General features: G+C 71.5%; 15 protein-coding genes. 3 read left to right on the top strand and 12 right to left on the bottom strand.

Annotation, left to right across the window (positions count from 1 at the left end; all coding sequences use genetic code 11):
* Positions 1–7: 7 nt before the first annotated feature.
* From ACIQMR_RS16315 to ACIQMR_RS16290, 6 genes are all read right to left on the bottom strand, one after another.
* Positions 8–721, bottom strand: a complete 714-nt coding sequence (locus tag ACIQMR_RS16315) for a sugar phosphate nucleotidyltransferase (protein ID WP_401386787.1) — start codon at positions 719–721, stop codon at positions 8–10.
* 40 nt (positions 722–761) lie between these two features.
* Positions 762–1,763: an SDR family NAD(P)-dependent oxidoreductase gene (locus ACIQMR_RS16310; RefSeq protein ID WP_401386784.1), complete on the bottom strand. Its 1,002-nt coding sequence runs from the start codon at positions 1,761–1,763 to the stop codon at positions 762–764.
* 120 nt (positions 1,764–1,883) lie between these two features.
* The gene (locus ACIQMR_RS16305; protein ID WP_401386781.1) at positions 1,884–3,266 is read right to left on the bottom strand and encodes a hypothetical protein; all 1,383 of its coding nucleotides are present in this window, start codon (positions 3,264–3,266) and stop codon (positions 1,884–1,886) included.
* A complete protein-coding gene (gene pelF / locus ACIQMR_RS16300; protein WP_401386778.1) occupies positions 3,263–4,777 on the bottom strand; it encodes a GT4 family glycosyltransferase PelF in 1,515 nt (504 codons plus the stop codon). Before pelF ends, ACIQMR_RS16305 begins: the two co-directional genes overlap by 4 nt.
* A 198-nt stretch (positions 4,778–4,975) precedes the next feature.
* Complete coding sequence (locus ACIQMR_RS16295) at positions 4,976–7,135, bottom strand: hypothetical protein (RefSeq protein WP_401386775.1); 2,160 nt, start codon at positions 7,133–7,135, stop codon at positions 4,976–4,978.
* Positions 7,136–7,552: 417 nt separating this feature from the next.
* The gene (locus ACIQMR_RS16290; RefSeq protein ID WP_401386773.1) at positions 7,553–8,080 is read right to left on the bottom strand and encodes a hypothetical protein; all 528 of its coding nucleotides are present in this window, start codon (positions 8,078–8,080) and stop codon (positions 7,553–7,555) included.
* Positions 8,081–8,459: 379 nt separating this feature from the next.
* Between ACIQMR_RS16290 and ACIQMR_RS16285 the strand changes: the two genes are divergently transcribed.
* The 3 genes from ACIQMR_RS16285 (at position 8,460) to ACIQMR_RS16275 (ending at position 11,811) form a co-directional block, all read left to right on the top strand.
* A complete protein-coding gene (locus ACIQMR_RS16285) occupies positions 8,460–9,203 on the top strand; it encodes an amino acid ABC transporter ATP-binding protein (protein WP_401386922.1) in 744 nt (247 codons plus the stop codon).
* A gap of 77 nt (positions 9,204–9,280) precedes the next feature.
* Entirely contained in the window at positions 9,281–10,120 is an 840-nt protein-coding gene (locus ACIQMR_RS16280; RefSeq protein WP_401386770.1) for a glutamate ABC transporter substrate-binding protein, read from the top strand.
* Between the two features lie 173 nt (positions 10,121–10,293).
* Positions 10,294–11,811, top strand: coding sequence for a DUF6056 family protein (locus ACIQMR_RS16275; RefSeq protein WP_401386919.1), 1,518 nt, complete (start codon positions 10,294–10,296; stop codon positions 11,809–11,811).
* Here ACIQMR_RS16275 and ACIQMR_RS16270 read toward each other — a convergent pair.
* The 6 genes from ACIQMR_RS16270 to ACIQMR_RS16245 all read right to left on the bottom strand — a co-directional run bounded on the left by ACIQMR_RS16270 (position 11,786) and on the right by ACIQMR_RS16245 (position 18,857).
* A complete protein-coding gene (locus ACIQMR_RS16270; protein WP_401386767.1) occupies positions 11,786–12,196 on the bottom strand; it encodes a GtrA family protein in 411 nt (136 codons plus the stop codon). The two genes, ACIQMR_RS16275 and ACIQMR_RS16270, sit on opposite strands and share 26 nt — an antisense overlap.
* Positions 12,193–13,179, bottom strand: a complete 987-nt coding sequence (locus tag ACIQMR_RS16265; RefSeq protein WP_401386765.1) for a glycosyltransferase family 2 protein — start codon at positions 13,177–13,179, stop codon at positions 12,193–12,195. The genes ACIQMR_RS16270 and ACIQMR_RS16265 overlap by 4 nt, the downstream gene beginning before the upstream one ends.
* Before the next feature lie 340 nt (positions 13,180–13,519).
* Positions 13,520–14,434 carry a carbohydrate ABC transporter permease gene (locus ACIQMR_RS16260; protein ID WP_266377145.1) on the bottom strand — a complete coding sequence of 305 codons (915 nt, stop codon included), beginning with the start codon at positions 14,432–14,434 and terminating at the stop codon, positions 13,520–13,522.
* Positions 14,431–15,801, bottom strand: coding sequence for an ABC transporter permease subunit (locus tag ACIQMR_RS16255; protein ID WP_401386761.1), 1,371 nt, complete (start codon positions 15,799–15,801; stop codon positions 14,431–14,433). The genes ACIQMR_RS16260 and ACIQMR_RS16255 overlap by 4 nt, the downstream gene beginning before the upstream one ends.
* A 6-nt stretch (positions 15,802–15,807) precedes the next feature.
* Positions 15,808–17,133 (bottom strand): ABC transporter substrate-binding protein, encoded by a 1,326-nt coding sequence (locus ACIQMR_RS16250; RefSeq protein ID WP_401386758.1) that lies wholly within the window; start codon positions 17,131–17,133, stop codon positions 15,808–15,810.
* A gap of 53 nt (positions 17,134–17,186) precedes the next feature.
* On the bottom strand, positions 17,187–18,857 hold the full coding sequence (locus ACIQMR_RS16245; protein ID WP_401386755.1) for a glycoside hydrolase family 13 protein: 1,671 nt from the start codon (positions 18,855–18,857) through the stop codon (positions 17,187–17,189).
* Between the last annotated feature and the right edge of the window lie 86 nt (positions 18,858–18,943).

The following is an 18,943-nucleotide window of genomic DNA, read 5'->3' as shown; positions in this document are numbered from 1 at the left end:
GGGGTGTTCAGGCTCCCTTGAGCAGCAGTGACTGATGGGTGGTGAACTCGGCGTTGGCCCGGTCGTAGTCGTCGGGCCGGCCGATGTCCAGCCAGTAGCCGTCGAACTCATGGGCGTGCGGCGGGTTTCCCGACTCGAGCAGATCGAGGACGAGTTCGTCGAAGCCGAGGGGCAGCCCCGGGGTGTATCCGTCGAGCGTGTCGCGGGAGAGTCCGTACACGCCCATCGACACGCGGTAGTCCATGCTGGGCTTCTCGGCGAAGCCGACCACCTTGCCCGCGTCCGTGGTCAGGACTCCGAAGTCGATGTGCACCTTGCGGGCGTAGGTGGCGATCGTCAGCGCGGCGCCGCTGCCGCGGTGCTGTCGCAGCACCTCCGCGTAGTCGAGATCGGTGAGGATGTCCCCGTTCATCACGAGGAAGGTCTCGGGCAGCCGGTCGCGCATGGTCAGGAGCGGGCCCATGGTGCCCAGCGGATTGTCCTCGGTCGCGTAGTCGATGCTCAGGCCCCATCGCGAACCACTGCCGACATAGGCGCGGATGATCTGGCCGAGATGGCCGACGGCGATGGTGCAGCTCGTGAATCCGCAGCCCGCGAGCTGGCGCAGCACGATCTCCAGGATCGCGTGCTGGTCGCCGATCGGGACGAGCGGTTTGGGCAGCGCCGTGGTGTACGGACGCAGCCGGATGCCCTTGCCTCCGGCGAGAATCACTGCGTGCATGGGAGCCCCCTGTGGGTACGGCGGTCGGTGGTGCGGCGGGTCAGATGTTGTAGATGCCGGTCTTGTACCGGGCGAGGTTCGCGGGATCACGGAAGAACTCCGCCGTGTGCGCGAGGCCCTGCTCCAGGTCGTGGCGCGGCGCCCAGCCGGTCGCCTCGCGCAGCCGGGTCGCGTCGGCGACCAGCCGCATCACCTCCGAGCCCGCCGGCCGGATGCGCTGCTCGTCCTCCCGTACGTCGAGGTCGGCGGCCATCACCTTGCCGATGAGCCGCACCAGCTCACCGACGGAGATCTCGCCGCCCGTACCGGCGTTGAAGGTCCGGCCCACGACGGCCTCTGCCGGGGCGGTACCGACGGCCAGGAAGGCGGCGGCGGTGTCCGTGACGTAGGTGAAGTCGCGGGTGGGCCGGAGATCGCCGAGGGTGATGGTGCGCTCGCCCGCGGCGACCTGCCCGATGACGGTCGGGATCACGGCCCGCATCGACTGGCGGGGGCCGAAGGTGTTGAAGGGCCGCAGTGTCACCACGGGCGTGTCGAAGCTCGCGAAGTAGCTGTCCGCGAGCCGGTCCCCGCCCGCCTTCGACGCCGCGTACGGGGACTGGGTGTGGATGGGGTGGTCCTCGCTGATGGGCACGGTCCGCGCGGTGCCGTACGTCTCGCTGGTGGAGGTGTGCACCAGCCGCGGGATGTCCAGGGCCCGGACCGCCTCCAGCACGTTGAGGGTGCCGGTGACATTGGTGTCCACATAGCTGTGGGGCGCCTGGTACGAGTACGGGATCGCGATGAGTGCCGCCAAGTGGTAGACGGCGTCGGCGCCTTCGACCAGGCCGCGGACGGAACCGGGGTCGCGGACATCGCCCAGCACGATCTCGACCTGGTCGAGCACATCCCTCGGCAGCGTCTCCAGCCAGCCGTAGGAGGAGAAGGAGTTGTACTGCGCCATGGCGCGGACCCGGTGGCCCGAGGCGACGAGTGCCTCGGTCAGATGGGAGCCGATGAAGCCCTCGGCCCCGGTGACGGCGGCGAGCGGTGCGGAAGTCAACGAATGGTCCTCTCGGGAGAGTTCGTCAGTGGAGGTCAGCGGACGTCTGTCGATGTCTGTGGATGTCGGTGGTGTCTTCGGTCGGTGCGGATCGGGTCGCGGAGGAAGCGGAGGAAGAGGTCAGGCGTGGGCTGTCGGCCGCCCCAGCAGCCAGAGCACACCGGCGACGAGCGCTCCCGCGGCGGTCCCGCAGCAGAGGAGCAGCAACGCGGCGCCGGGTGGGGGGCCGAGAAGCGTGGCGAGGCCCGCCGCCGACGCGGCCGCGAGCGTCGCCGCCGCCGGCGGCCAGGCGATCCCGAACGCCTGGAGCAGCAGCGCGGCCCACAGCAGCGCCGCGAGAGCGACCAGCGGCGCCGGTTCGGTACCGGTGAGCAGCGCCGCCGGGACCAGCGGCAGCAGATACCCGCCCAGACAGACAGCCAGGGTGCGGGCGGACCGCAGCCGGAACCCGGTCTCGTCCGCCGTCGCGCGCAGCGCCGCCACGGAGAGTCCCCGGTACCGGTAGAGCAGCCACTCGGCGGGGCCCATGCTGACGGTCAGCACGATCACGGCCCATGGATGCCGCTGTCCCATCAGCATCACCAGCGCCCCCGCGGACAGGCCGAACAGCCCGTACGGCAGCGAGGCGAGGAGCGTCGGCCGCGCGGCGCCGGCGGCGGCCTCCGCGCGGAGCATGCCCCGGACGGCCCGGCCCGCGACGACGATGCTCAACACCACGGTCAGCAGCGGAAGTCCGGCACGCACCAGCGGTCCCGGCTCCCACCAGGGCAGCACCGCCGCGCCCGCGATCAGCGGAGTGAGCGTCGCCAGCAGCAGGCGTTCCTTCCCGCACACCAGCAGCACCCCTGCCGCGGCGAGATACAGCGACTGCCCGAGCGCGAACAGCGCGGCGGGCCCCGGACCCGCGACGGCGAGTCCGGCACCCGAGGCCAGCAGCGCACCGGCCGGGGCGCCGAGCGACAGCGTCCTGCCCGCCTCACGCCGCCCGGAGGCCAGCCGCAGATACGCGCGATGGCTGAGGCCCTGCCCCCACGCCCAGGACAGCAGCCCCGCGACGACCAGTGCGTACACCGCGTGCGGCGCGTGCCACAGCCGGCCGGTCAGCAGATACGCCAGCCCCGGCAGGGCGAACAGCGCCCCGCGCAGCGCACACCGGACGTGGTCGGGCGCCCATGGGTCCGCCCCGGCCGGGGGTTCCGGGAAGCTCCTCGGCACTCGTCCGTAGAGGTCGGCGGCGAGCGAGAACAGATCGGGACGTCCGTAGCGCTCCTGGATCTGCTCGCCGGTCAGCCCCTCCGATTCCAGCAGCGCGGCCACCTCGTACGCGTGGACCGCGGGCCCGATCCGGTCCGCCAGCTCGGCGGCCAGCAGGTCCACCGGGTCGTCGGCGGGCCGCTTCCGCCACGGCATGCGCAGCGACAGCGTCGCGTCGGGGGCGGCCAGCCGCAGGGCGAGCGTGTCGCCCCGGCCGTCGTCGGGTTCGAGGGCCATGGGTCCGCTCATCCGGCCACGCTCCCCAGGGCCGCCTCGTCGGTGAGGGAACCGCTCCAGGGATCGGCGAGGCGCACCGTGCCACGGACGGCCAGTTCGAGGTAGATGGCCCGGAAGGTGTCGATGGTCTGACGGAGTGTGAACTGCTCGATCACCCGCAGTCGGGCCGCCTCGCCCATCGCCGCCCGGCGCGGCGGATCGGCCAGCAGCTCCAGCGCGGCCGCGGCCATGGCGGCGGGATCACGCGGCGGGACGACCAGCCCGGTGTCGCCGACCGCCTCCCGTACTCCGCCCACATCGGTGGAGACGGTGGCCCTGCCGCACGACATCGCCTCGATCAGGGTGAAGGGGAAGCCCTCGCTGATGCTGGACAGCATCACGACGTTGCCCGCCGCGTACGCGTCCCTGATGTCGTCGACCCGGCCCTCGAAGGTGACCGCGTCGGCGTGGCCGAGCGACGCGGCGAGCGTCTCGCACCGCTCGCGGTAGGCCTCGCCGCCGCGTGGCGTACCGCCGAACAGCCGCAGCGTGGCCTCCGGGAGCGTCCCGCGGACCTGTGCGAACGCCCGGATCAGGGTCTCCAGGTCCTTGATCGGGTCCACCCGGCCGGCCCAGCTGAGTGTCGGCACCTGCGGTTCGGGACCCGCGGGCGGAAAGGCCGCGGGATCGACTCCGTTGTAGACCGTGCGGATCAGGTCGGGATCGGCGCCGCCCTGTTCCTCCCACAGCCGGTTGTAGCGGTTGCCCGGGGTGATCAGCGCCGCGCGCCGGTAGCTCTCCTCCGCCAGCAGCCGGAAGAACCCGAGCAGCACCGCCTTCACCGGCCACCGGTACGGCGCCGTCCGGTACCCGAGGTAGCGTTCCCGCAGATAGACCCCGTGCTCGGTCAACAGCAGCGGAACACCGTGGAGTTCGAGCGCCGCGAGCCCCGGCAGGACGGCGACGCCTCCGCTGACCGCGTGGGCCACACCACGCTCCGGAGGGCGGGCGGCGAGCGGCCGCAGCGCGTGCTCCAGCAGGCCGGTCGCCGTGACGGCGTCGTGCAGGCTGGGCCGTGCCTCCCGCACGGTCAGCCCCGGCCGGTTCCACACCCCGGTCAGCACCCGCAGGGCACGGTCCGTGCGCAGCGCCGGGCCGAGCAGTCCGTCGCGTGCCGCGTGCGCCATCTCGTACAGCGCGGGAGCGAAGCCGTCCTCGGCGCCGGGGTCGAGCAACGCCGTGAGGAACCGCTCGTACGCGGCCATCAGCCGGCGCTCGCGGCGGCCGCGCGGCGGTGAACCGGTGGGCGCCGGGCCCCACATGGGAACGGTGAGCGGCTCGGCCACGTGCGGCGGCAGCTCCCACACGACGGCCTCACGGCCGGTTCCGGTCACCGCGATGATGTCGAAGTCGATGTCGGGCATGCCGCCGACGAGCTGGTCGCACCAGACACTCACACCGCCGTGACTGTGCGGATAGGTACCTTCGGTGAGCAGGGTGACGCGCGCCGCGCCTCGGCGCGGCGCACGGTGCGATACGTGCATGGATGGGCTCCACGGGACGGGTGCGAAGGGCGCGCGGTGGCCGGGCGCGTCGCCTGACGGCGTACGGGGTCCGGAACCCGCGCTGCCTCGCTCGTGGTGAGCTGGTGCGGTCGGGCCGGGGCCGGTCCTCCGGATCCGGCCGGGCTCGTGTGCGCCGGGGCGCACGCTCGCCGGTCCGGACGGACCCGGAGGACGGCTCTAGTGCTCGGTTCCGGGAGCCACGGGCCGTGTGACGCCGGCGGGCAGCGGGGCCCGCGGTGCGGGAGCCGTGCCGTGCCCGCTGCCGCCGGTGGTACCTCCGGCCGCCGGGGCCGTGGGCAGCGACAGCGTCACCCCGTTCCGGCCCGTGCCCGGTGACACCCGGCCCGAGACGGTTCCCGCGTACGGCTCACCGAAGGCGGCCGTTCCGTCCGGCAGCGTCCGGACGGTGCCCGACGGCATGGTCGCCGGCACCGCGATGCCTTCGGGTGCCGTGACCGTCACCGTGTCGCCGATCCGGTAGCCGGTGACCTGACCGGCCTTCACCGCACTGTTCCAGGCGGCGCGTTCGCGCAGCTCGGCCCCGATGTCCTTCATCCGGAGGTTCACCAGCGGGGCGTTGTCCGCGTACAGGGCGGCGTACTGGTCGAGGATCCGGTCCAGGACCGGGTAGGCGATACGGTCCTCGGCGAGGTTCGACTGGTGGATGAAGTGCGGCCGGGGGTCGCCCGCGAGGACGTGGCCCAGCGCGATCTGTGCCTCCAGCGGCACGATGTAGCCGGTGTAGCCGGTCGCGGTGTCGAGCGGTGCGTCGAGGCAGGTGGTGGTGGCCGAGCCCTCGCAGATTCCGCTGCCGCCCTGCGCCCTGCTGGTGTAGATCCAGTTGTACTCGTCGACCTGCTCCGCCGCCCGGCCCACGTTGTAGAACACGTTCATCGGGTAGCGGGACACGGTGAGCGCGGGCCCGACCTGACGCTGCGCGGGGTCACGGGAGTTGTCCGAGCCGAGCCACGCGACGCCGTTGTCCGCGAGGGCCGGGGCGAGGTTCGGATTGTCCTCGGGCTGCTGCGGCAGCAGTTTGAGACCGGAGTGCTCCCCGGTCACCAGCTCACCGGCCGCCAGCGGCAGCCCGGCGCGCTCGGCCCATTGACGGTTGTCGGCGATCTGCCGGGATATCTCGGCCCGGGTGACGTAGCGCGTGCTGCCGTCCGGGTTGGTCGCGCACTTCCACGGGACGATGCTGACGTCCTGCTCGCAGCCCAGATACGGGTGGTCGTAGGTGTGGTTCACCCAGCGGAACGCGTCGCGGTCCGCGGTCAGCCGGTCCGCCAGCGGGTCGGCTCCGCCGTGCTCCTCCCGGTACTCGACGCTGCCGCCGCCGTTGTAGGCCAGGTCGAGGGTGAAGCCGCGGGAGCGGGACCACTGCGTCGCGTGCTCGACGTCGTCCGGCGTCATCCGGATCGGGTTCGGCGTGCCCTGGCCGGGCTGGCAGTCGACGTCGCCGGGGGTGCAGTTGAGCTCGGTGTCCCAGCGGTCGTCGCTGGCGAAGACGTCGTCGACGTGGACCGAGAAGTAGTTCCGCGAGGAGCCCAGTCGCACACCCTGGGTCATCCAGTCGACGATGCCGCGGGCCAGCAGCCGGAACTGCCGCTGGTACTGGTTGGAGACGAAGGTGACCACCAGTTCGCGGCGGCCGTCGTGCCGGTACTCGCCGACGAGCGTGCCCCGGCCCGTCCCGCCGGGGAGCGGCGCGTCGACGTACGTCGTGAAGTCCGCGCCCGTCCGGGGCCGGGAGAGGAAGCCCCAGCTCTCGTCCACGGCCGGATCGTTGTCCTCGAAGGCGAAGGCGCCGTCGAGGTAGCCGAAGGGCCCGGCCTGGCCGGCCGCGGTCACCCGGGCGGCGATTCCGTCGACCGGACCCGCGTAGCCGCCGTCGACCGGGTACTCCAGGCCGGCCTGTGGCCGGGCGTAGGTGTAGGCGTCGACCTGCGGGATTCCGTAGGCCTTCTCGTAGGCGACGAGGGCGGCCATCTCCGGTGAACCGGAGGGGAACGGATTGTCGTTGGGCAGCACGACGGCCTGGTACTTGGCGCGTGGGCGGCCGTCGGCGCTGTCGGCAAGGAAGGCCGTGTCGATGACGGGCCGGCCGGTGTCCGCGAGTTCGACCACGGTGTACGGGGTGCCCGCACCGTCCAGTTCCGCGGCGATGGCGCTTGTCGCGGGGCCGCCGTCGGAGACGACGAGCACCCTCAGATCGACCCGGACCGCCGGTTCCTCCGCCCGGACCGGATTCGCCGGCAGTACGCCGAGCGAGATGAAGAGCGCTCCTGCGGTGAGCGCGGCCGTACGCATGGTCCGCCTGACGCGGGTCCGCTTCATGCGGTGAAGTCCCTCCCCGTAACCCCCCAGCACAACGGCGCGGCTCCCCCCGGGGCGCAGGCCGTCGTGCCCTGTCCTGTCACATGGTGGAGGGTCCGTGTGAGATATGTGGGCCTGACGTGAAAGTTGACGAAAAAGCGCAGGCCTCGGGACGGATCAGGCGAGGGGCGGCGGCCACCCGTACGCGACGGGGCCAAGCGGGCGCGGAGGGTAAACGCTTACAGGCGTCATCGGTCCGGACGTGATGCGGGCGAGGACGCATGAGCGTTTTCGGCCAGGAGATGGGCCGGGAACGCCGACGGCGGCCGCCGGCGCGTATGCGCTCGGTCGGCCGCCGCGGCGTCACGGGGTGGTCGGGTGGCTTCCGGTGGTGCGGGCCGGCTGGTCAGGCCGGCCGGCGGTCGTGCCCGCGGTGCGTCAGGACGTGGCCGGTGTGGTGGGCGCGCACGCCACCCGGGTCTCCGGGGTGTTGTGGATGCCGTCCTTCGTGCTCTGCCCGTTGTTGTACTCGTAGTACAGGTACGAGTAGAAGGCGATGGTGCCGTTGCAGCCCGAGTCGGCGGCTATCTGGTACGTCAGGGTGACCGTGCGGGAGGTGCCCGGGGCGAGCGGGATCTCGTAGTCGACGCCGAGGCCGGTCGTGCCCGTGCCCGTGCACGCGGCGCCCTGGGCGGTGCACGAGACGAAGCTGTACTTGAGGTCCTTGCGCTGCGTCGTCATCCAGGTCGGCTGGACGGACTGGTACACGAACCAGACGTCGGTGGACTGGTTGTTGGTGAGGGTCATCGTCAGCGACACCGTCGAGCCCGGCGTGGCCACCGGCTGGTCGACGGTGAAGCTCAGATCGGGGGTGTCCGCGCCGGCCGGCTGCGCCATGCCGAAGCAGGCGAGGGCGAAGGCGAGGACCGCGGAGAGAGCGAAGCGTCTCAGATGTGTGATGCGCATGGGCCGGGAGGCTAGGAGAGGGCGCCTCGTGGCGTCTGCCCCGGTCCGCCCCCACGGTGGCCCGCGCGGCGCGAAACCGTCGTGCCCGCCCGGTACCGCCGCCTGTCCCGCCCCGCACGCCGCAGCGCGCATATGCGCCGGACAATGCCGGTGCGCGTCCCTCGCGCCACATCCGTCGCCCAGCGTGTGCGGGGCGTCACACAGGGGCACGCGACAATGGCCGGTTCCGCGTCCATGATGACCGCTCACCCACCCGGGCCCGGCGGGTCCGAGGCCCGCGCGCCGCCGAGCCGTCCCCGGCGTGCGACCCGCCCGACGCGGACGGACGATGAAGCCGACGAGCGGAGCGGCCGTGCGCGAGGAACCCTTCACACCGGGCATGACGAGCAGCGCCCTGGTCGAGCTGCGCCATGTGGAGAAGCACTTCGGCACGCTCCATGTGCTCCAGGACATCAACCTGACCATCGACCGCGGCGAGGTCGTCGTGGTCATCGGGCCGTCCGGCGGCGGCAAGTCCACGCTCTGCCGCGCCATCAACCGGCTGGAGACCATCGACTCGGGCGAGATCGCCATCGACGGGAAGCCACTGCCCGAGGAGGGCGGGGAGCTGGCACGGCTGCGCGCCGACGTCGGCATGGTCTTCCAGTCCTTCAACCTCTTCGCACACAAGACCGTGCTGCAGAACGTGACACTGGGCCAGATCAAGGTCCGCGGGACGGACAAGAGGTCCGCCGAGGTCCGGGCGCGCACGCTGCTCGACCGGGTGGGCGTCGGCTCACAGGCCGACAAGTACCCGGCGCAGCTCTCCGGCGGTCAGCAGCAGCGCGTCGCCATCGCCAGAGCACTGGCCATGGACCCGAAGGTCATGCTGTTCGACGAGCCGACCTCCGCGCTCGACCCCGAGATGGTCAACGAGGTCCTGGAGGTCATGCGGCAGCTCGCCCGGGACGGCATGACGATGGTCGTGGTCACCCACGAGATGGGCTTCGCCCGTTCGGCCGCCAACCGGGTGGTCTTCATGGCCGACGGCAGGATCGTGGAGGAGACGGCACCCGACGAGTTCTTCAGCAACCCCCGCACCGAACGCGCCAAGGACTTCCTCTCGAAGATCCTGCACCACTGAGGCCGCGGCACGCGCGTGCACGGCCGCCCCGGACCCATGCACCATCCGGCTGTCGCCTATCCCCAGGGAAGATCACGATGAAGCTTCGCAAGATCCCCGCCGCGGCCGCCGTGGCGCTCGCGCTCTCACTCGCCCTCACGGCATGCGGATCCGAAGGCGGCGGCAGCGGTACGGACGACGGGAAGAAGAAGATCACCATCGGCATCAAGATCGACCAGCCCGGCATCGGCCTCAAGACCCCGGACGGCACGTACGAGGGCTTCGACGTCGACGTGGCGACGTACGTGGCCGGGCAGCTCGGCTACAAGCCCTCCGACATCGTGTGGAAGGAGGCCAAGAGCGCCGACCGCGAGACGCTGCTCCAGCGCGGCGACGTCGACTTCGTCGTGGCCTCGTACTCGATCAACGACGAACGGCGCAAGAAGGTCGACTTCGCGGGTCCGTACCTGCTGGCCCACCAGGACGTCCTCGTCCGCGCCGACGACGACTCCATCACCGAGCCGGCCGACCTGAACCACAAGAAGCTCTGCTCGGTCACCGGCTCCACCTCGGCCCAGAACGTCAGGACGAAGCTCGCGCCGCAGGCTCAGCTCCAGGAGTTCGGCGGCTACTCCGAATGCCTCACCGGCCTGGAGAACAAGACCGTCGACGCTCTCACCACGGACGACTCGATCCTCGCCGGCTACGCCGCGCAGGAGTCCTTCAAGGGAAAGTTCAAGCTCGCCGGCTTCAGACTGAGCAACGAGAACTACGGCATCGGGGTGCGCAAGGGCGACACCGAGCTCAAGAACGAGATCAACGCGGCGCTCGAGAAGATGGTCGCCGACGGGTCCTGGAAGAAGGCCGTGGAAGCCAACTTCGGTCCCGCCGGCTACCGGAACGAACCCCCGCCCAAGATCGGCGTGATCGTCGGCTGAATCCACGTCGGCTTCCGGGGCGGGCGCCGGCCACGGGCGCTCCGCACCGGCAGCGCACCATGGCAAGGCGACACGCGCCGCGCCCGCCTCCGCCGCCCCATCGGGGCTTCCTGCTGCTCCACATGACCGCCGGGCGGTTGAGCGGTGCGGGAAGCGTGCAACTAGTGACGGACATGGCCGTCGGCGCATCACGCATGACCACCCCGCAGGAACCGGATGAACCCTCCGGGCCGCCCGGGCGGGGCAAGGGCGGCGGACGGGGGCTCCCGTCGCGCGCCACCGTCTGCGCCGTGCTCCTCGCCGCGCTGCCCCTCGGGCTGCTGGCGGTCGCCGCATGGCTGGGCCGCCACGTCCGGCCCAGCGCCGACGAGTGGTGCTTCCTGCCGGTGGTGCGCGACCACGGCGTCGCCGGTCTCGTCGGGAAGTTCTACGTCACCGACAACGGCCGCGTCGGCAATGCCCTCCTCGTCGGTCTCTACGCCGAGTTCCCGGTCGCCGGTCATCAGTGGTACGCGCTGATCAGCGGGCTGCTCACCCTGCTCGTGCTGTGGACCCTGACCGTCCTGCTGCTGCGCCGGGCGGGGCAGCGGGCGCCGCGCGGGATCCCGCTGCTCGTGGCCGCCACGGCCACCGCGGTGTTCCTGCTCGCGACGCCCAACACGTACAAGACGCTCTACTGGCCCGCGGGCTCCGTCTCCCACACCCTGGCGCCCGTGCTCGCCTGCGCCGCCGTCGTTCCGGCCCTGTGCGCGCGCGGCAGGCGGGGCCGTACCGCCGCCCTCGTCACGGTCGTGCTCGCGGGGATCCTCATCGGCACGCTCTCGGAGGAGACCTCGATCGTGGCCCTGGTGGTCCTCTCGGGGCTGCTGCTGACCGGCCGACGGCTCGTCACCGAGCGGGCGTGGCCCGCCCTCAGGACCTGGGCGCTGCTCGGGGCGGCCGGGATCGCCATCGGCACCGCCGTTCTGATGACGTCACCCGGCTCACGCCGCCGGCGGACCCGCTTCGGCGCGGAGACCGGCTCGATGATCTCCCCCGAGTCCCTGGCGGCCTCGGCACGGGGCTTCGCACGGATCGTGGAAACCGTCCTCACGACCTGGCCGTACGCGGGAGCGGTCGCCGCCGGACTGCTGCTGGGCCTGCTGGCGCGGCCCGGCGGCACCGGATCCGTTCTGCGCCGGCCGTGCAGACCGCTTCCGCTCGCCGCCTGCGGTGCGCTTGCCCTCCTCGTCGCCGGATACCTGTGCACCGTCGTCACGTATCCCGTCTTCGGCGCGCGCGTCTCGACCGCGGCCCGTACCTGGAACGACTATCTGCTGCTGTACGTGCTGCTGCTCGTCGCCGTCGGCGCCCTCCTGGGCCGCGCCCTGCGCACCCGGATGCCGCGGCCGTGGGCGGCGGTGGCGGCGGCCGTGGCCGCGACGGTCCTCGCCGTGTCCGTCGTCGGGCTTGCCCGGCCGCTCCACCAGCTCGGGCAGGACATGCGCGTACGGGCCGGGCAGTGGGACCGCCAGGACGCGCGGCTGCGCGCGGGGGCGGCGAGCGGCGCGAAGGTCCTCCCGTACACACCGCTCCCGGTCGCCGGGATGCTCGAACCGTTCCGCGACCGGGGCCGCATCGGGTGGCCGGCCCGGTGCGTCGCCGACTACTACCGTCTGGACGCGGTCACTTACTCGACGCGGCTTCCGTGACCGGCTTCCTGGCGCCGGAGGTGATCGCCCACCGTGCGACGAGGAACGACAGCGGGGTGACCAGCACCCCGGCCGCGAGGGCGGCGACATGCTCGTCCGCGCCCAGCTCGCGCACGGCGAGATGGAGCAGCACACCGCTGCCGACGAGACCGGCCACTCCCGAGAGGGGATAGCGGACGAACCCGCGCCAGGTGGGCCGGGTGCGCAGAGTGACGTACGAGTTGAGCAGGAACGATCCGGTGATGCCCACGGCGTAGGCCAGCGCGTGGGCGGCGAGATAGGGCAGCCAGAGGTTGAGTACGGCGTACACGGCGTAGTACACGCAGGTGTTGACGGCCCCGATCACGGCGAAGACGGCGAACTGCCGCATGCCGGTGGCGTTCATGACCGCTGCCGTGACTGTCCGGCGGTCGCGGACGGCGCTCCGCAGCGGTGCGGCGCGGACGCGTCCGTCTCCCGCACCACATACGGGGGCCGCCGCTTCGCCTCGTGGTAGATCCGGCCGACGTACTCCCCGATGACGCCGAGCGTGGCGAGCTGGACCCCGCTGAGTCCGACGATGGCGGTGATCAGCGTCGCGTACCCGGGGGTCTCGACGCCGTTCAGTACGGCGTTCGCGACGATCCACAGCGCGTAGCCGAGGGCGGAGAGGAAGAGCCACAGCCCGGTGTGGATCGCCAGCCGCAGCGGACGGGTGTTGAAGGAGAGCAGCCCGTCGATCCCGTACTCCAGCAGCCGCCTGCCGCCCCATTTGGACCGGCCGGCGGCCCGCCGGACATTGCGGTACGGGAAGCTGACCGTGTCGAAGCCGATCCACGAGAAGAGGCCCTTGGAGAAGCGATTGCTCTCGGGGAGCGACAGCACGGCGTCGACCGCCCGGCGTGACAGCAGCCGGAAGTCGCCCGCACCGTCGGCGATCTCGACATCCATGAAGTGGCGCACCAGGCGGTAGTAGGCCCGGCTCAGCGCGGAGCGCAGCGCGCCTTCGCCCGTGCGGTCGCGCCGGGCGACGACCTGGTCGTAGCCGTGCCGGTGCAGCTCCAGCATCCGCGGGACCAACTCGGGGGGATGCTGCAGATCGGCGTCCATGAGGACGACGGCGGCGCCCCGGGACATCCGCATCCCGGCCAGCAGGGCGGCCTCCTTGCCGAAGTTGCGGCTGAACGAGGTGAAGCGCACCTCTGGCGCCGACGCCGCGATCGCCCTCAGGCGCTCGGCGGTCCCGTCGCTGCTTCCGTCGTCGACGTAGCAGATCTCGAAGCGATCCCCGGTCGGCTCCAGCGCGGTGCTCAGCGCCGTGTGAAAGGTGTCGATCACCTCGCTCTCGTTGAAGCACGGGACGACGACCGACAACTGCACCTGTGGCATCCCCCCAGTGGAACGCGGACAGGGGCCCTGGCCGCGCTCCCTACTCCGCACGAGTGTGTCGCGCACAATGGTTAAGCGTTCACCTATATACGCGACGGGTGGCATGGTCCGGCACCCCTGCGCGAGGTCGACGACTGGCTCGACCGGTTCCGCGGCTTCTGGGAGCAGCGGCCGGACGCGCTCGGCATGACGGCCTTCCACGCCCCGCCCGAGCCGGAGAGCTGACCCGCGCCGTCCCCCGCCGCGGGCGCCGCCCGCGACCGCTGTGGGCGCGGGCGATCCTCGCACGGGATCCCGTACGCCGACCGCCACGCGCCCACTCGTGGCCGGGAGCCGGGGCTCATTTCACCGAGCCCGCCATCACGCCCTGGACGAAGTGCCGTTGGAAGGCGAAGAACACCACCACCGGCACGATCAGCGACAGGAACGCCCCGGGCGCGAGGACGTCGATGTTGCTGCCGAACTGCCGTACCTGGGACTGGAGTTCCACCGTGAGCGGCTGCGAGGAGCTGTCCGCGAAGAGCAGTGCCACGAGCATGTCGTTCCACACCCACAGGAACTGGAAGATCGCCAGACTCGCGATCGCCGGCCGTCCCACCGGGAGCACCAGGCGGGTGAAGATCCGCCACTCGCTGCCGCCGTCCATCCGCGCCGCCTCCAGCATCTCGCGCGGGATGTCGGCGAAGTAGTTCCGCAGCAGGAAGATGGCGAACGGCAGCCCGTAGGCGACATGGAAGAGCACCACGCCCGGGATCGTGCCGAACAGCCCCAGCTGGCCGAAGAGTTTGGCGACCGGCAGCAGACCGACCTGGACCGGCACCACCAGCAGCGCCACCACCAGCAGGAAGAGCCAGTCCCGGCCGGGGAACTCCAGCCAGGCGAAGGCGTAGCCGGCCAGCGCCGCGATGGCGATCACCAGAGTGGTGGCGGGCACCGAGATCAGCACGGTGTTCCAGAAGGCCTGGGTGATCCCGGCGTTGCCGAGCAGCTCCGCGTAGTTGTCGAACGACAGCTGCCCGGGGCTGGTGAACGTGCTCCACCAGCCGCTGCTCGCGTTGTCCTCGGGCGAGCGCAGCGAGGAGAGGAGCAGACCGGCGAGCGGCGTGACCCACACGAGGCCGATCACCACCAGGAACGCCTGGACCACTCCGCTGCCGAGCCGGCGTCCGAGCCGGCCCCCCGGCCGGCGGCGCACCGGCCCGGCAGGGACCTGCGGTTCCTTCGCGACGGCAGGGTCGGTGACGGTCGCGCTCATGACTGACTCCTGCGGAAACGGCGGACGTTGAAGACCATGGCGGGGATCACCAGCAGCAGCAGCAGCACGCCGAGCGCGCTGCCGAGCCCCTGGTTGTTGCCGCCGCCGAAGGAGACCAGCCACATCTGGGTCGCCAGTACCGTGGCGTCCTCCTGCACCGGTCCCGGCGCGATGATGTAGACGAGGTCGAAGACCTTCATCACATTGATCACCAGGGTCACGAAGACCACGGTCAGGATGGGCGCGAGCAGCGGCACGGTGATCCTGCGGAACACCTGCCACTCGTTGGCACCGTCCATCCGGGCGGCTTCGAGCGTGTCACGCGGCAGCGAGGACAGCCCGGCCCCGATGAGCACCATCGCGAAGCCCGTCCAGATCCACAGATACGCGCCGATGATGGCCGGGGTGACGAGGGCGGGGCCGAGCCAGGAGACGCCCTCGTACGGCTGGGCGAAGTTGCTCGCGGGCAGCCGGACCGTGTACGAGCCGGGATCCAGGTCCCGGAAGGCGAACGAGCCGTCGCTCGCCGTGGTGGCGGTGGCGACGGTTCTGCCGTCCCGCACCGCCTCGACCGCCATCTTCGGCAGCCCGCTCTCGGCCCGGTCGACCTTGCCCTGCTCACCGCCCCCGCCGGGGGCGAAGTCCAGATAGACCACGCCGGCCAGTTCGTCACGGCCGGCCTTCCTGGCCGCCGCCTCATACGCGGGCCCGGCACCGGCCGGCAGCTCCGCCGGTTTCACGCCGACGAGTCCGAGCGTGACGGCGTCGCCCGGGGAGACGGCCGCGGTCGTGGCGTACGACCCGTCCGCGGCCTTGGTCAGTCCCTGGCCGTCCCTGGCGCGCGCGGTCGGGTACGACGACGAGCCCTTGAAGGTGTCGTGCACCCCGACCACGGTGGCGTTGAGCACCCCCTTGTCGGGGTCCTCCTCGTAGGCGAGGCGGAAGATGATGCCGGCGGCCAGGAAGGAGACCGCCATCGGCATGAACAGCAGCAGCTTGAACGCGGTCGCCCAGCGGACCTTCTCCACCAGCACGGCGAGGATCAGTCCGAGTCCGGTGAGCAGCGTGGGGGCCACGACGACCCAGATGGTGCTGTTGCGGACGGCCTTGAGCGTGGCCGGGTCGCGGAACATCTCGGCGTAGTTGCCGCCGCCCACGAAGCGTGTCCCCGAGGCGTCGAAGAAGCTCCGGCCGACCGAGAACAGCACGGGGTAGACGACGAGCGCGCCGAGCAGCAGCAGCGCGGGGAGGACGAAGACCAGGGCGACGACCCGCCGGCGCCGCTGGGCGCGGCGCCGGGGGTTCGCGCCCGCGGGGGGCCGCGGAGGCACCGCGGACGGCGTGGTGGGTGTGGTGACTGCGGTCATGTCCCGTCAGCCCTTGTACGCCTTGGCGGCCGCGTCCTCGAGGCGGCCCGCGGTGGCCTTCGGGTTGGAGGGGTCGCGCAGGAAGTCCTGCAGCAGCTTCCACTCGCCCGTGCCCTTGGTGCCTCCGAAGGCCGCGGGCGCCTGGTCGGACATGTCGAAGCGGACGGAGTCACCGGCGCTGATCAGCGACTTGGCGGTGGCGCGGGTCGTGTCGTCACCGTAGGAGGCGAGGTCGAGCTTCTTGTTGGGGGAGAGGAAGCCGCCGGCCTCGGCCCAGACGGCGGCCGCCTCCGGAGTCGCCAGATACTCCAGGAACGCCATCGCGGCCTTCTGGCTCTTGCCGTCCTTCAGGACGACGGCCGCGTCACCGCCGCTGACCACGGGGGCCTTGCCGCCGTCGACCGCGGGGAACGGGAAGAACGCGGCGTCCTCGCCGATCTTCCTGCCGAACTGGTCCTTGGCGACACCGGCGACGAAGTCGCCCTCGTAGACCATGCCGGCCTCGGGTTCGGGGCCGAAGACCTTCTCGACCGAGCCGGGGAAGTCGGTTCCGAGGGCGCCCTTCTGGCCGCCCGCGATGAGCTCCTTGTCGGAGAACAGCTTGCCCAGGGTGGTCAGCGCGTCGACGACGCTCTGATCGGTCCACTTGAGCTTGTGGGCGGCGAGCTGGTCGTACTTCTCGGGGCCGGCCTGGGAGAGGTAGATGTTCTCGAACCAGTCGGTGAGGGTCCAGCCGTCCTCACCGGCGACCGCGAAGGCGGGCAGGCCCGAGTCGGAGACGGCCTGGCCGGCCTTCAGCAGGTCCGCGTACGTCGTCGGCGGCTTGACGCCGGCCTGGTCGAGGGCGTCCGGGCTGTACCAGACCGTCGACTTGTGGGCGGCCTTGAAGTAGAGGCCGTACAGGGTGCCGTCCACGCTGCCGTAGTTCTTCCACACGGAGGCGAAGTTGCCGTCGACGGACTTCTCGGTGGTGGGGGAGAGCGGCTTGAGCCAGCCGCTCTTCGCGAACTGCTGGAGCACACCGACCTGCGGGACCATCACCACGTCGGGGGCGTTGCCGCCCTCGATCTTGCTGCCGACGACGGTGGAGACGTTGTCGCCCGTGGACACGAACTGCGTCGTGGCGCCGGTCTTCTCGGTGAAGGCGTCGAGCACCTTCTGGAAGTTCTTCTGCTCGGCGCCGGACCAGACGCCCGCGACCGTGATCGTCTGGCCGTCGAGGGACTTGTCACCGCCGCCGGCCGGGGTGACGGGGCCGCTGCCGCAGGCGGTCGCGCCGAGGGCGAGGGCCAGGGCCGTGCAGCTCGCAAGCATCGTGCGTCGTGGCGTCATGGCAGAACTTCCTTCTGGGAAGGGGGAACGGGCGGGGTGTCGGCGGTCGGGGATCAGGGGTTGGTGCAGTCGCTGATCCACCAGGCTGCGGTGGATCCCGGCAGGGCGCCGGTGGGGCAGGGCCCGCTGGAGAGCAGCGGTGCGCCGGAGACCGGTGCGGGCACGGGCGCGGTGCCGAAGTTGACGGCGCAGACGAGTCCGTCGCCGCGTACGAAGGCGAGGACGTCGGGCGGGGAGTCAAGCCAGCGCAGGGTGCCCTCGCCGAGCTGCGGCAGTCCGCGCCGCAGCTGCAGCCCGTCGCGGTACAGATGCCAGAACGAACGGGTGTCGGAGAGGGCCCGGTCGGTGGCGTGCTCGGCGAACCAGCCGGGCTGCGGCAGCCACGGCTTGGCCCCCTCGGCGCCCGAGGTGAAGCCGAACGGCGAGGCGTGGCCAGACCACGGAAGGGGCACGCGGCAGCCGTCACGGATCCGCGCCCGGCTCCCGGTGCGCCGGAAGATCGGGTCGGTGAGCACCTCGTCGGGCAGGTCCACGACCTCCGGCAGGCCCAGTTCCTCGCCCTGGTAGATGTACGCGGCGCCGGGCAGCGCCAGCATGAGCAGCGCGGCCGCCCGGGCGCGGGCCGCGCCGAGCCCGCTGCCCTCGGTGCCGGACTCGCCGTACCGGGTGACGGTGCGGACCTGGTCGTGGTTGTTGAGCACCCAGGTGACGGTGGAGCCGGTTCCGGCGATGTCGTGCATGGCCTCGGTGACGACCTTGCGGAACGTGCCGGCGTCCCAGGGTGCGCTCAGCAGATCGAAGAAGAAGGCCTGGTGCAGTTCGTCGGGGCGTACGTAGCGGGCGTGTTCACGCGCGGTCGGTACGGAGACCTCGCCGACGAGCAGCCGCTCCCGGCCGTCGCGGTCCGTGTACTCCTCGCACACCGCGCGCCAGTGGCGCCACACGTCGTGCACCTCGGGCTGGTTCCAGGCGAGCGGGTTGACCGAGTCGCGGGTGCGGGCGTCGGCCTCGGGGTCCGGGGAGTCGGGCAGCTCCGGGTGTTTGAAGAGACCGGCGGCGACGTCGATGCGGAAGCCGTCGACGCCGCGGTCCAGCCAGAAGCGCAGGACCTGCTCGAAGTAGTCGCCGGTCTCGGGGTTGCGCCAGTTCAGGTCGGGCTGCTCGGGCGTGAACATGTGCAGGTACCACTGGCCGGGGGCGCCGTCCGGTTCGGTGATCCGGGTCCAGGCGGGCCCGCCGAACATCGCGTGCCAGTTGTTGGGCGGAACGTCCCCGCCCGGGCCCCGGCCCTCGGCGAAGTGGAACCGGGCGCGGGCGGCGCTGTCCGGTCCGGCACCGAGGGCCTCACGGAACCAGTCGTGCTCGCTGGAGCAGTGGTTGGGGACGATGTCGAGCAGCACCTTGATGTCGAGCCGGTGTGCGTCGGTGATCAGCAGCCCGAACTCGGCGAGGTCGCCGAAGAGCGGGTCCACGTCGCGGTAGTCGGCGACGTCGTACCCGTGGTCGTGCTGCGGTGAGGGGTAGAAGGGGCTCAGCCATATGCCGTCGACGCCGAGCTTCTTGAGGTAGGGCAGTCCGGCACGGACCCCGGCGAGGTCGCCGATTCCGTCGCCGGTGCTGTCCAGGAAGCTGCGGACGTACACCTGGTAGATCACCGCGTCGCGCCACCAGTGGTGCGTGTGGCGGTGCGAGAGGCCATTGCCGGCCGGGGCTGTGAGCGTCACCCGTTGACCTGTTTCTGCGTGAAGGGGTGCCCGCGACCAGAAGGTCGACGGTTATGCATGCATGTTAAGTAGGCATGTCGAGAAGG

The sequence above is a fragment of the Streptomyces sp. NPDC091376 genome, from assembly GCF_044757085.1.
GTDB lineage: Bacteria > Actinomycetota > Actinomycetes > Streptomycetales > Streptomycetaceae > Streptomyces > Streptomyces pratisoli.
The sequence above is the reverse complement of the archived record's forward strand: the minus strand, read 5'-3'. Positions and strand labels throughout refer to the sequence as shown.